14 protein-coding genes and 2 tRNA genes are annotated in these 13,970 nt (G+C 29.4%); all 16 read right to left on the bottom strand.

From position 1 onward, the window contains the following. Positions 1-6: 6 nt before the first annotated feature. Positions 7-582: a Maf family protein gene (locus tag BN3657_RS05535; protein ID WP_062552097.1), complete on the bottom strand. Its 576-nt coding sequence runs from the start codon at positions 580-582 to the stop codon at positions 7-9. Continuing rightward, a complete protein-coding gene (locus BN3657_RS05530; protein WP_062552096.1) occupies positions 583-1,092 on the bottom strand; it encodes a Gx transporter family protein in 510 nt (169 codons plus the stop codon). After that, positions 1,089-1,478, bottom strand: coding sequence for a NusG domain II-containing protein (locus tag BN3657_RS05525; RefSeq protein WP_187363623.1), 390 nt, complete (start codon positions 1,476-1,478; stop codon positions 1,089-1,091). Before BN3657_RS05525 ends, BN3657_RS05530 begins: the two co-directional genes overlap by 4 nt. 292 nt (positions 1,479-1,770) lie before the next feature. Further along, positions 1,771-1,857: transfer RNA gene (locus BN3657_RS05520), tRNA-Leu, on the bottom strand. Positions 1,858-1,900: 43 nt separating this feature from the next. Continuing rightward, positions 1,901-1,977, bottom strand: a tRNA-His gene (locus BN3657_RS05515). 52 nt (positions 1,978-2,029) lie between these two features. Beyond that, complete coding sequence (rdgB, locus tag BN3657_RS05510; protein ID WP_062552095.1) at positions 2,030-2,614, bottom strand: RdgB/HAM1 family non-canonical purine NTP pyrophosphatase; 585 nt, start codon at positions 2,612-2,614, stop codon at positions 2,030-2,032. Further along, a complete protein-coding gene (gene rph / locus BN3657_RS05505; protein WP_062552555.1) occupies positions 2,611-3,327 on the bottom strand; it encodes a ribonuclease PH in 717 nt (238 codons plus the stop codon). Before rph ends, rdgB begins: the two co-directional genes overlap by 4 nt. A 10-nt stretch (positions 3,328-3,337) precedes the next feature. Continuing rightward, complete coding sequence (locus BN3657_RS05500; RefSeq protein ID WP_062552094.1) at positions 3,338-4,678, bottom strand: N-acetylmuramoyl-L-alanine amidase; 1,341 nt, start codon at positions 4,676-4,678, stop codon at positions 3,338-3,340. A 71-nt stretch (positions 4,679-4,749) separates the two neighbouring features. Next, entirely contained in the window at positions 4,750-5,742 is a 993-nt protein-coding gene (locus BN3657_RS05495) for an AIR synthase family protein (RefSeq protein WP_230204187.1), read from the bottom strand. A gap of 18 nt (positions 5,743-5,760) precedes the next feature. Further along, complete coding sequence (locus BN3657_RS05490) at positions 5,761-7,050, bottom strand: type IV pilus biogenesis protein PilM (RefSeq protein ID WP_062552092.1); 1,290 nt, start codon at positions 7,048-7,050, stop codon at positions 5,761-5,763. 8 nt (positions 7,051-7,058) lie between these two features. Continuing rightward, the gene (locus tag BN3657_RS05485; RefSeq protein ID WP_062552091.1) at positions 7,059-7,790 is read right to left on the bottom strand and encodes a prepilin peptidase; all 732 of its coding nucleotides are present in this window, start codon (positions 7,788-7,790) and stop codon (positions 7,059-7,061) included. Continuing rightward, positions 7,780-8,160 (bottom strand): prepilin-type N-terminal cleavage/methylation domain-containing protein, encoded by a 381-nt coding sequence (locus tag BN3657_RS05480; protein ID WP_062552090.1) that lies wholly within the window; start codon positions 8,158-8,160, stop codon positions 7,780-7,782. Before BN3657_RS05480 ends, BN3657_RS05485 begins: the two co-directional genes overlap by 11 nt. A 9-nt stretch (positions 8,161-8,169) precedes the next feature. Further along, positions 8,170-9,339 (bottom strand): type II secretion system F family protein, encoded by a 1,170-nt coding sequence (locus BN3657_RS05475; protein WP_062552089.1) that lies wholly within the window; start codon positions 9,337-9,339, stop codon positions 8,170-8,172. Continuing rightward, positions 9,336-10,781, bottom strand: a complete 1,446-nt coding sequence (locus BN3657_RS05470; protein WP_062552088.1) for a GspE/PulE family protein — start codon at positions 10,779-10,781, stop codon at positions 9,336-9,338. Before BN3657_RS05470 ends, BN3657_RS05475 begins: the two co-directional genes overlap by 4 nt. Continuing rightward, positions 10,774-12,855: a type I DNA topoisomerase gene (gene topA / locus BN3657_RS05465; protein ID WP_062552087.1), complete on the bottom strand. Its 2,082-nt coding sequence runs from the start codon at positions 12,853-12,855 to the stop codon at positions 10,774-10,776. Before topA ends, BN3657_RS05470 begins: the two co-directional genes overlap by 8 nt. Before the next feature lie 25 nt (positions 12,856-12,880). After that, positions 12,881-13,960 carry a DNA-processing protein DprA gene (gene dprA, locus BN3657_RS05460; protein WP_062552086.1) on the bottom strand — a complete coding sequence of 360 codons (1,080 nt, stop codon included), beginning with the start codon at positions 13,958-13,960 and terminating at the stop codon, positions 12,881-12,883. Positions 13,961-13,970: the final 10 nt, after the last annotated feature.

Raw genomic sequence — 13,970 nt, 5'->3', positions numbered from 1 at the left:
ATAAAATTACCACAAATTAAAATTAAATAATCTAATTAAATCCCTATTTATTTTTCCAATTGGAAGTCCAACAATATTAAAGTAATCTCCCCTAATTTCTTCGACTAATAAAGATCCCTTGCCTTGAATCCCGTAAGCACCAGCCTTATCTTTATATTCTAAAGTATCTAAATATTTTTCAATTTCTAAATCACTTAATTTATAAAATTTTACTGAAGACTTTTCATAATTCACATATTTTATTTTTTCAGATAGTTTGAAAATAGCATATCCTGTGTATACATTGTGACTTCTACCACTTAGAGACTCTATCATTATTTTTGCATCTTCACGATTTTTAGGTTTCCCCAAAAGTTTTCCGTCAAATTCAACTAAGGTATCAGCAGACAAAACAATGGAATCCTCATTGTCTTTAGCAACTTCAATTCCCTTTTCAAAGGCAAGACCCATAACAGTTGTCCATGGTGAAAAGGAATCGTCCTTTATCTCATTTATTTCTTTAGTTATTATATCTAAGTCGATAAATTCTTCCAGAATTTCTCTCCTCCTAGGAGAATTTGATGCCAAAATTATTTTTTCCATTTAACCCCTCACTTTAGAAATATTTGTATTGTCAACTACATATATGGAAGTAAGCCCTACGAAAAAACCTGTAAAAATTCCTAAAATAACTAAGATTGGTAAATAGGCTAAAATTGCAGTGGTCTTCATTATAAAAGATGCGACTAAAACTTGTCCCAAATTGTGAAAAAAAGATCCAATTTCACTAATTCCTATTAACGACAAATACTTTTTCAAAAATTTGTGAGCAAGTATCATAGAAATAGAACTTAAAATTGCTCCTCCCATAGAAAAAAATAAACTTGAAATGGATCCCGTCACAAGTCCCAGTAAAATAGTTTTAAAAATTGCTACAAAAAATCCTTCTTTGTAACCAATTGAAACTATGCTAACTAGAACAACTATATTTGAGAGTCCTAGCCTTGCTCCAGGAATTGCTACTGGTAAAGGAATCATAGACTCAAATAATCCTAAAACTATGCCCATGGCACTCAAGAGGGATAAATAAATTAATTTTCTATTATTTCTCATTTTATAATCATATCCAAACTCTCATCATCAGGTGCATCGTCGATAATTTTTACCATTAATCTATTTGGTAGACAGATAATTGAGTCACCATTTAGGCTAATCTTTCCCATCTTCATGCAAATTTTATCTTTGCAGTCAGATTCAAACATCTGAACTTCACCATTTTCTATATGAACTACATTATTTCCATATTGACTATTAATTCTTATATCAGTATCTTTATTTAAACTTACTTCCTTAAAAATTTTTCCATCAACAGTTATGACAACTTTTTTAGAAGAATTTTTATGATCTTTTGGCAATTTATTGGTGAAAAAATAAATAAAAAAAGAAGTAAGAACAATTATAAAAATTACTAAAATATCAGCTTTTTTTATCTTATTCATAAATTCATTATAGCATACTTTTATTTACTAATTACTTAATTAAATAAATATTAAGTCTAAATTCTCAATTTAAAAATTTCTAAAATTTGAAAATCTCTTTTGAAAAATAAATTTTTTTTAAATAAGTGGTGTAAAATTGGTGTAAAAATTTTAGGAAAACATTGAATTTTTAATTTTTTTTTACAAAAACTCATTAATTTTTTATATTTTTAAAAATAAAAAAACTCTTGAAAAGCTCTAAATTATCACAAATTTGTGAAAATAAAACTTTACAAGAGTATTTAAAAAATCTTGGTGCTAAAGATGGGACTTGAACCCATACGACCTCGCGGCCGCCAGATTTTGAGTCTGGTGCGTCTGCCAATTCCGCCACTCTAGCATTTTAAATTAAAAAAGAAGTGCCAGGCACTTCTAAAATATTGTGGGGTGGATAGTGGGAATCGAACCCACGATCTTCAGGACCACAATCTGACGCCTTAACCAGCTAGGCCATACCCACCACGAACAATACATATATAATAGCAAATTAAAAATGTATTGTCAATATAATTTTACAATTTAGAAATTTTTTCCCTTAAATTTTTTAAGGCTCTGGCTCTGTGACTAATTTCATTTTTTTCTTCATGGGTCATTTCTGCAAAAGTTTTGTCAAATCCATCTGCAATAAAAATGCTGTCATAGCCAAAACCATTGTCGCCCTTTTCAACTTCAGAAATTTTTCCTGGGCAGACACCTTCTATAGGGATTATATTTTTATCTTCATCAATTAAAATAATTTGAGTTTTAAAATAAGCCGATCTGTCTTTTTCTCCACTTAAATTTTTTAATAATTTTTCTCTATTTTTTTTATCATCATGCTCTTTTGCATATCTAGCAGAATGAACTCCTGGTTCACCATTAAGGGCATTTACAAATAAGCCTGTATCATCTGCTAAAACAGCAAAATCTACTCTTTGTGCCATAGCATCTGCTTTTTTTAGAGCATTATCATATAGAGTTTCCCCATCTTCTACAACTTCAAAATCAAGTCCATCTATGTCGGACTTACCGTAAATTTCTACATCTAAATCTTCTAAAATTTCTCTGATTTCCCTAAGCTTATTTTTATTATCTGTAGATAAAACTATTTTTCTCATAAATTTTGCTCCAAAATTTCAAAATAATCAAATATTTCTCCAATTCCAGTTTTTGCACCTGCTAAAAATCCATTTAGTTCATCAATTGAAAAAGTTCCCTTTTCTCCAGTACCTTGGATTTCTATTAATTCAAATTTGTCGTTCATGACAACATTTAAATCTACATCTGCATTGGAATCTTCTTTAAAATCTAAGTCAACAAGACTTATTCCATTAACTTTACCAACACTAATTGCTGCTACCTTAGAAATAATTGGATCTTCCTCGAATTTTCCATTTTCCAAAGCTTTTTTTACTGCCAGTTTAAGTGCAATGTAAGCTCCCGTTATAGATGCTGTCCTCGTTCCACCATCTGCTGAAATAACGTCGCAATCAATCCAAATTGTTCTTTCTCCGATTTTGTCTAAATCAATACAGGATCTAAGTGCTCTTCCTATTAATCTAGAAATTTCGCTGCTTCTTCCGTCAAGCTTTCCCTTAGAAATATCTCTAATTTTTCTTGTTGGTGTTGAACCAGGAAGCATTGAATATTCACTTGAAAGCCATCCTTTATTTTTACCTCTAAGAAATCCTGGAACTTTATTTTCAATCATGGCAGAGCATATAACTCTTGTCTTTCCACATTCAATTAAAACTGATCCATCAGGATGATCAAGATAATTTGTACTTATTTTAATCGGTCTTGCTTCGTCATTTTGTCTATCTTCTCTCATAATTTCCCTTCTATTTTTCAACATAGCTTCCCATATAGTCTTCTATACCATTATAGAGTCCTTGGGCTAATTTATCAATGTAATCAGGGTCTTTAATCTTTTCCAAATCATCTTCATTTGATAAAAATCCTAGTTCAGCTAAAGCTGCAACATTTTTTGTTTTATTTAAAACTATTATAGCTGGTCTATTTTTTATGCCACGATTAACTGCTCCAGTTTCTTTTATAAGAGCTTTTTGTAGACAAGATGCAAAATCTTTTTGAACTGTGTCTTTTATTTTTACATTTTTTTCTGAAGCATATAAAACTTCTATTCCCTTTGCTTCGGAATTGTCTGAAGAATTAAAGTGTATAGATAAAAATAAGTGAGCATTGCCATCGTTTGAAACTGATGCCCTATCTAAAAGTTTTATATATTCATCTCTTGATCTAGTGATTACTGGATTAATTTCTGGGTTGTTATAAAGTTTATCCATTAATCTTTCAGCTACCATTAAATTTAAAGTTTTTTCATAAGTTTCACCATCAAGTGCTACTGCACCTGAATCTTTTCCACCGTGACCTGGGTCAATAATAATGTTCAATTTTCCATTCACTTCAATTTTATCTTTAATAACTCTTTTTTTCTTTTCATCTGACTTGTCAAGATCTGCTTCTTCAAAAATTTTATCCTTATTTCCATCTTTTATTTCATTTTTTATATTAGATGTTTCCTTTTTTTCTGCATTTGATTGGAAATAATTGCTATCAAAAATTGAATTTGAGCTTAGGCTTGTCTTTTTATTATTAGTTTTACTATTATTTTTAGTCTTCTTATTCTTTGAGTTTTTACTATCTTTTTCCTTATCTTCAATTATAGATTTACTCTTATTTGTGCTTATTTCTGCCCTAACTTTGTCATTATTCCAATCTACATTGTAACCAAAAGTTTCAGATATAAATCTCAAAGGAACCATAGTTTTTACTTCTTTTTTTGGACTTTTGTAAAGTGCAAGTTGTGGGGCTTGAGCATTGTCCAAATTAATTTTTTTGCCATTTACACTTACAACAGGACTGTTTATCTTCATATTTATAACGTCGCCGTTTAAAGTAATTTTTATAGACTTATCCTTAGCTTTCCACTTTACATCTGCTCCAAGCTTTTCTGTAATTTCACGAATTGGCACAAAAGTCCTACCCTGTTTTATGTAGGGAGAAAATTCTGTTTTTAGAGTTTTGTTATTTACAAGGACACCAGCTTCCTTTACCTTAAACTGAGTATTACCTATGCTTACATTGAATTCTTTAGCTGCAAATACTGGTGTAATCAGCAAAGACATAATTAATATCGAAATTTTAAAAAATTTTTTCATTTAATTCACCTAGATAAAGTTTATATATCTTTGTAACTATTGTCAATAATGTAACCGAATTGTAATAAATTCTACAATATCTTATAAAGCTCATCAGCTCCTGGATCAGACAAGATTAGTTCAGTGTCAGAGGATAAAATTGCAGCTTCATTTTTAGAATTAACTTCACCTATTTTTGTGACTTTTATTGATTTTTCTTTTGCTTCTTTTTGAAATTTCAAAAAATCTTCTTCATCAAAAATCATGAGCATACTTCCACTGGAAATTAATCTTCTTGGATCAATTTCATAAAAATTTGTAATTTTCTTTGTCACATCTAAAATTGGAATTAAATCTTCATAAATCCTGATTCCATAATTAATTGCACGAGAGGTTTCCCAAACTGCCCCCATAAGTCCTCCTTCTGTTATGTCGTGCATGTGTTTTACAGAATATTTTGAAGCTAATCTTGATTCTTTTAAAACAGAAATCTCCTTTGACAAGGACTTTGCAAAGTCAAGTTCTTCTTTAGTTAAAATTTCTGCAACTTCATCTTTTTCATTGGCTATTATGCTAGTTCCTTCAATTCCAATATATTTTGATATAGCTACAATATCTCCATTTTTTATGCTATCTATATTAGGTCTTTTATCTTTTTTAACTCTTCCTAAAACTGTTGTTGAAAGTAAAATTTTATTAACTGCATCAGTGACTTCAGTGTGTCCTCCAACAATATCTACATTTAATTCCCTTGCAGTCCTACTTGCATCTTCTACAATTGTTTTTAAATCCTCAATATTAGCTGTAGGTGGAATTAAAAGCGTCATTAGAACTCCAACAGGATCAGCACATTGACAGCTCACATCATTTACAGAAATATTTATAGCAAGAGATCCTAAATTTTTAGATGCACCTGTGATGGGATCAGTTGATGCTACTATTAAATCTGAACCAAAATCCATGACAGCATTGTCAAGACCAGTTCCTCCACTAACAAGAACTTCCTTTCTATTAAATTTTAAATTGTCAAAAATATATTTTTCAAGCACTTCTGTCTTTAATTTACCAATTTCCAAAATTAACACCTCTTGAGAATTTTACACTTATTTTATTTGCATTTCAAACTTGTTAAATCCATTTTCTTTGTAGAAATTTTTGTTAACTATATTAAAATCTTTAAAAACCTTGTTAAAATAAGCTTCATCTTTTACTATTCCTCTAACTGTCATTCTTCCCTTGTCAAAGTTATAAGAAGTAAATACTAAATTTTCATCCTCAAGTTTTTGAATTTCTGAAATTTTATCGATAAACTTTTTATTTTTTTCTTGAAACTTGTCACTGGCAAGGTCCTTGTTATCACTTTCCTCAAGATCAATCATCTTTACATTTTCACTTTTTTCTTCATACTCTCTTTTTAAATTATTGGAATAAATGAGATTAAAGGCAATTATTGCTAAAAGAGCAAAGGGCAAAAATATATTTATATAACTTTTTTTCTTAGCCTTTTTTGCAGCTTTATCTTCCTTTTTTAGTCCATCTATACTAAGGATATTCTCATCTAAAATCTCAAAATCTAAATCGCTATAGGCCTTTAAAGTATCCTTTATTGTCTTTGAATCACAGATATTCCCGAAAAGTTTTACACTTTCTCCTTTTGAAAATTTTTCCATTTGGCTAATATGTTTTATAAAATAATTTTTGTACTTAAATAAAAAATCTTCTTCGACCTTTTGCTCTTCTGGATCATATCTCAAATTTATGATATTTGAAGCATTTTGTTCTTCTAAATTATTATCTTCAATTAATTTTTCTATATTTTCATCATAAATTTTTTCATAAGAATTGACTAAGTTATCTTTTACAAAAATTTCTTTTATGTAGGAAGGTGCTATCTCAATAAATTTTCCATTTAAACTAAAACTCTGAGTTTCCGGATAAATTTCAAAATTATTTATATTTAATTTTTCAAATAAGTCCTTCAATTTTAAAATCATATCTTTGGGAACTAAATCTATAGATAGGTTAATGGAATCATTAGATTTTTTGTCTTTATAAAAGATTTCGTAATTATTTATATCAAAATCCCCATAATCCTCAAGTTCAAGTTCTAGAAAATTTTTTATATCAGATTCTTCAATTTCTGGAATTTTATAGTTAATGTGGATAAATTCACTAGAATCAAAAAAGATATACACCTTGTCCCTTTTATTTATTTCAGCTTTCTCAACAATTTTGCTGCATTTATAGAAAAAATGGTGGTAATCTAAAATCTTCCCATCCTTATAAATCCTATAAGCTATGGGAACAGTCTTAATTTCTTTTTCATTTCTTGTTTTTTCAATTAAATTTATAAAACCGTCATTAATTTTAATTATTATAATTTTTTCAAACATAAGTCAAGTCACCTGCAAATTAAAAAAATAATTATAGCTAAACTCATAAAAGGTCCAAAAGCAATAGAATCTTTAAAACTTTTTTTCTTGGATAAAATTAAAAATATGGAAATCACTGCTGCACTTATAAAAGAATCTCTAAATAAAATAAATGCTTCATACAAGTTTTCTGCAAAAAAACCCATTATAAAAGAATAATAGACATCTCCAAGTCCCATCATAGATGTGAAATAATAAATTGCGAAAAATATTAGACCCATGCCAAGGGAATATTTTAGAGAATTTAAAAATCCATAATGTAAAAAATATTTATAAACCAAACTTAAAAGAAAAATTATAAGAAGATCAACATTATAAATATAAGAAGTTTTGTAGTCAATAATTCCTATAAATACAGCAACAACAATTATCCCTATTATTATAAAAGTTTCAAAGGATACTTTATATTTCATAAAAATTATAAGGGATAATGTTGAAATAAAAAGCTCTATTAAAAATTTATCTTTTCCAATTTTTTCACCACAACTAGCACACTTTCCTCCCAAAAAAATATAGGAAAAAACTGGTATTAGTTCATAAAAAGATAAAGTCCTCTTGCAAGAATCACAATGACTTCTAGAAAATATAAAATCCTCTTTCTTCTCTCGCCTAGTGACAAAAACTTGGTAAAATGATCCAAGTGATCCAGCAAAAATAAATATGAGAAGAGAGAGGAATATTTTATAAAAATTAATCTTCATTTTCTAAAACTAACTTTTTATCAGAAACTTTTACTGGACCTGGTGTAACTGTTACATCTCCATTATCACTTGCTTCTACAGTAAATGAATCATAACCTTCTAGGTGCTTAGCAGGTTTTGGAATCTTTCCACCTTCTATGTAATCTTTTAGATTTTCAACATTAATTCCACTTTCTGGATTTGGATTATCTATTAGATACAAAATTCCCGCACTTTTTAAAACTTTTACATTGGCATTGTGAGCAGCAGCTTCTGCAGCTAGATTAGTTGAACTGTACTTCATAGCGGCAATCGAAATTAAAATTGCTATAATGGCTATGACTATTACTAATTCAATTAGGGTGAAGCCCTTTTTCTTCTTTTCTTTCATAATTACCTCCTAAAATTGATTTACCATATCAAAAATTGGAAGTGCAATAGATAGCACTATAAATCCAATTATCAATGCCATAATGATTATTAAAACTGGTCCAAGTATTCCAAGTAACTTTTTGTTTCTGCTATTTAATTCTTCTTCATAAAAATTGGACATTATTGAAAAAATTTCTTTTAAATTTGAAGATTCTTCTCCAACCCTAATCATAGAAATTAACACTTTTGAAAATACTTTTGTTTCATTAGCACTTTTATAAAAATATTCTCCAGCCTTTATTTCCTTTAAAATGTTTCTATATTTTTCTCTTAAAACTGTATTATTTTCCATTCTAGAAATTATCTCAAGACTTCTATCCACAGTTAAGCCAGATCCAAGAAGTAAATCCATATTAAAGGAAAAGTTTAAATCCTTTGTCATTCTGTAATACTTTGATTTAAGAAGCATGGAATGAAATCTCTTTGGATGCTTTTTGTTATAAAAATATGCAATCGCTATCACAAATATTATTCCCATAATTATGTACAAATAATTATTATAAATAAAATTCGAAAAAGCTATTAGCATTCTCGTTGGAGCTGGGAGTAAATTGTCATTGTAACTAAAAATTTGGCTAAAATTTGGAATTACATTTATAATCAAAAAATTTATTATAAAAATTGAACTTATAAGTAAAATCAAAGGATATGCCAATGCTTCATTTATTTTTGAATTAGTTTCTCTCTTTTTTATGTAGTAATCTGACAATTTGTGAAAAATTTTCCCAAGGCTAGAAGTATTTTCTCCGACATAAACCATATTTGTCACAAGACTTGGAAAAGCTCTTGAAGATTTCATAGAAGCAGACAAGGAATTCCCCATCCTTAGACTTTCTCTTATATCACTTAATATTTTGCCCTTTTCTTTTGAAAATTGTGATGCTAAAATTTCAAAGGCATTTTCTATGCTTATGCCAGAACTTATAAAAAGAGAAAGCTGTCTAAATAAAATGTAGAGATCTTCATTTTTAAACTTTTTCTTAATTTCAAAAGAATTAGACGACTCAATATTTTCTTCAATTTTTATTGGTCTAAGTCCTTTTCTTTTTAATTTGTCCTTAGCTTCATTGAAATTTTCAGCTTCAATGTTTCCAACTAATTTTTCACTGCCCTTAAAGGCCTTGTACTTGTAAATCATAATTCACCAACAGTATGGATGTTTTTGTAGTACTCTTCAAAAGTTGTTTCGCCTTTTTCTATTAAAGATAAGATCTCTGTTGATAAAGTTCTCATTCCCTTTTCAACAGCATATTCTTTAATTTTTTTAATGGATTCTCTTCTAGTAATCATATCTCTGATTTCGCTGTCGACTATCATAATTTCAAAAACTGCAATTCTACCAGAATATCCGGAGTTACATTTCTCACAAGATCTAGCCTTATAAACATATTCACTTTTTATAAGTGGATTTGTATTTTTTACTTTTTCTTTGCAGTGTGGACACAATTTTCTTATTAATCTTTGTGAAATTACTCCAATAAGTCCAGCTGAAATTAAGTATGGTTCTATTCCCATATCAACTAGCCTTCCAACTGATGCCGGAGAACTTTCGGTGTGAAGTGTGGATAAAACTAAATGACCTGTTATGGAAGATGAGATAGCAATATGCGCAGTGTCTTCATTTCTAATTTCACCAATCATAATTTTATCTGGATCCATTCTCAAAATTGCCTTTAAACCTTTTTCGAAAGTAAGTCCTGTATTTTGATTTACTTCAATTTGATTTATACCATCAATTTTATATTCTATTGGATCTTCAATAGTCATAATATTTATGTCTTCATCTTGAATTTTCCTAAGAAGTGTGTAAAGTGTAGATGTCTTTCCCGAAGAAGTTGGACCACAGCTTAAAATAAGTCCTGATGGTTGGGATATTAACTTCATGACCTTATCATAATTTTCTCCAAGGAGTCCAATTCCCTCTGGTGTATAAGAAATTCTCTGAATATCTAAAATTCTTAATACAATCTTTTCACCATTGCCTGTTGGTGTCGTTGCAACTCTTATGTCGATTTTTTCACCCATAAAATCAAAAGAAAATCGTCCATCTTGAGGCAATCTTTTTTCAGAAATATCAAGTTCAGATAAAATTTTTATCCTAGTTACAAGATGAGGATAAATTTTTTTAGGTAGATCTATAAGTTTATTTAAAGCTCCATCAACTCTTATCCTAACTATTATATTTTCAAATCTTGGTTCTATGTGAATGTCGCTGGCATTTTTCTCGATGCTTTCTTTTAAAATAAAATCTAGGACTCTCACAGCAGGAGAGTCTTCCTTTACATCATCTTCTAAAACAAGTATGTCCTCATATCTGTTATTTATAGAATCTAATAAAAAATCAGTATCATTATTTTTATAAATTTCATCTAAGAGAGTTTTTATTTTATCTTCACTTGCTTTTTCAAATAAAACTTCTCTTCCTAGCTTTTCTTTTAGGTTATATTTCAAAATCTCATCATCAATATGTAAAGAGTAGAAGACCACTAGGTCGCCTTCTTCTCTATAAGGAGCTATAAAATTCTTTCGGCAATAATTTTCTGCCAATATATTTTTAATTTCAAAAGAAAAATTATTCACTTTCCTCTCTCCTGTAGTCACAAGTAGAATTACTACATTTTATTGTCTTTTTATTTCTTGACTTCATCTCTGTCAAAATGCTTCCACATTTTGGACATTTTTCTTCAATTGGCTTATTCCATGATACAAATTCACATTTAGGATATTGATCGCATCCGTAAAAAATCCTTCCTTTTTTACTTCTCTTTACGACAATTTCACCTTTGCCACATTCTGGACACTTAACTCCAATTTTTTCCACAAGAGCTTTTGTGTTTCTACATTCAGGAAAACCTGGACATGCCAAGAATTTTCCATATCTACCCATTTTTATAACCATGTTTCTGCCACATTTTTCACAAATTTCATCAGTTACTGGATCTTCTATTTGAACTTTTTCTATGTTTTCATAAGCCTTATCTAGATCTTCTTTTAAGTCGCTATAAAATGCTCTAACAAGTTCCTTCCAGGCTTTTTTACCATCGGCAATTTCATCTAATTCAAATTCCATTTGAGCAGTGAATTTTTTATCTACTAGATTGTCAAAATTGTCAACTAATATTTCATTGACAGTTTGTCCCAATTCTGTTGGCACGAATTTTTTCTCTTCAAGTACGACATAATACCTGCTTTGAAGAGTAGAAATAGTTGGTGCATAAGTTGATGGTCTACCAACTCCCAAAGCTTCAAGCTCTTTTATTAGAGAAGCTTCATTGTATCTTGGAGGTGGATTTGTAAAGTGTTGTTCTTTTTTTATATCCTTTAATTTTAAAACTTGTCCCTCTTCAAGAGGAGGAAGTTCCTTTGCTTTTTCAAGACTATAATCATAAACTCTTAAAAAACCATCAAAATCTAAAGTTGATCCACTTACTCTAAAAATTTCTGCATTTGAAACAATATCAGCAGAAATTGTGTTGAAAATTGCATCTGCCATTAGTGAAGCGACAAATCTATTCCAAATCAAAGAATATAATTTAAATTGATCCTTTGAAAGTGAATCTTTAATAGAATAAGGTGTCTTATTTACATCAGTTGGTCTAATACATTCGTGAGCATCTTGTATGTTTTCAGTCTTTTTCTTTACAGCTGCTTTTTTCTTGCCAAGATAATTTTTTCCATAAGATTTTTCTATAAAATTAAGACAGGCATTTTGTGCCTCTTGAGAAATTCTAGTTGAGTCAGTTCTCATATAAGTTATAAGACCAACAGAACCTTCCTTTGGAAGTTTTACACCTTCATATAAACTTTGTGCTACCATCATAGTCTTTTTAGTAGAAAAATTAATTCTCCTAGAACTTTCTTGTTGCATTGTAGATGTTGTAAAAGGATTTGGTGATTTTCTAGCCCTCTTTCCTTTTTTTACTGAATCTACAGTAAAATTATCCTTATCTACTTTATTTATTACCTTATCAGCATCTTTTTCAGTTTTCAGTTCAACTTTTTTTGTCTTATTTTTTTCCTTTACACCATAATAATCTGCCAAGAGCTTTCTTCTTCCAGCTCTCAAATCAGCTTCTATAGTCCAATATTCTTCAGCAATAAAATTATTAATTTCATCTTCTCTATCACAAATTAATTTTAAGACAGCTGATTGAACACGACCTGCTGAAAGACCAGACTTTACTTTTTTCCATAAAAGAGGAGAAATTTTATAACCTGCAAGTCTATCTAGTTCACGCCTTGCTTGTTGTGCATCCACAAGATTCATATCAATAGTCCTTGGATTTTTAATTTCTCTTTTAACTGTATCCTTAGTTATCTCATTAAAAGTAACCCTATTTTTTTCATCTTCCTTCATTCCCAGAATATATGAAAGGTGCCAAGAAATAGCTTCTCCCTCCCTATCGGGGTCAGTTGCGAGAAAAATCTTATCTGCTTTTTTCGCTTCAGACTTAATTTCTTTTATTAGCGGTCCCTTGCCATATATATTCATATATTGTGGTTCAAAATCTTTTTCTATATCAATGCCAAGCTTAGACTTAGGTAGATCTCTGACATGACCTACAGAAGCAATTACATTGTAATTTTTCCCAAGCATTTTTTTTATTGTCTTTGCCTTAGTGGGCGACTCCACTATTACAAGATTTTTTACCAAAATATCATCTCCTTCTTCCCATAATTTATTTTAAAATTTGAAATTCATTCATAGAAATTTTTTCGATAATTCCTTTAAGTTCCAACTTAGTCAATATCTTATTTATATAAAATACCTCATTATTTAAATTTATGCAAATATCATTAGTGTTATTTATTCCCTTTTCTATGAGATTATAGACTGCCATTTCTTCAAGGTCCAGCTCAACTTTTTCTTCTTTATCATTTTTGGATAAAATCCCTGGATAACAATCTAAAATATCTTTTATTTCAACTAAAGGTATTGCTCCGTCACGAATTAATTTATTTGTACCAACAGAATAAATTGAAGTAATATTTCCTGGAACTGCAAAAACTTCTCGACCTTGTTCTGCAGCAAGCCTTGCAGTTATTAGACTTCCACTCTTGTCCTTTGCCTCTACAACTACAACAGTATCAGAAATCCCAGAAATAATTCTATTTCTCATGGGAAAAGTAAATTTGTTGGCACCTGTTCCAAGGGGAAACTCGCTTATAATAGCACCTTTTTGTGAAATTTCTTCATAAAGGGCCTTGTTTGACTTAGGATAAATAACATCAATTCCTGTACCTAAAACTGCTATGGTATTTAAATTATTTAAAAGTGCTCTTCTGTGAGATAAAGTGTCTATGCCATAAGCCATGCCACTTACAATACTAAAATCATAAAATCCCAAATCATCAATTATTTTATTTACTGCCATATTTCCATAAGATGAATGACTTCTAGCTCCAACAAAAGCAATTGGGTTGTAAGTTTTCAAATTTCCCTTTATATATAAAACTGAAGGTGGATCTTCAATATATCTAAGTCGTTCTGGATAAGTACCATCTAAAATTGTAACTATACTTACATCAAGGATTTCTATTCTCTCATTTATTTTCTCAACTATAGTTTCAAAATCTCTTGCCTTTTCTTGCAATCTAGAATTGCTTCTATTAGAAAGAACTTTTTCTTCAAGATAATCAACTTTATAAAAATCTTCAATAGGGATGTCTTTGTCCAATAAATAGTTTAAAACCTTTAAAGAGTTTTCACTAGAAAAATTTATTCCATTGAGAAAAATAAGTAATTCTTTTTCTGTCATCTAATCACCC

Source organism: Peptoniphilus phoceensis (assembly GCF_001517665.2).
In the GTDB taxonomy this organism is placed as follows: Bacteria; Bacillota; Clostridia; order Tissierellales; family Peptoniphilaceae; genus Peptoniphilus_A; species Peptoniphilus_A timonensis.
Note: the sequence above shows the minus strand (reverse complement) of the source record. Positions and strands in the feature narration are given on the sequence as shown.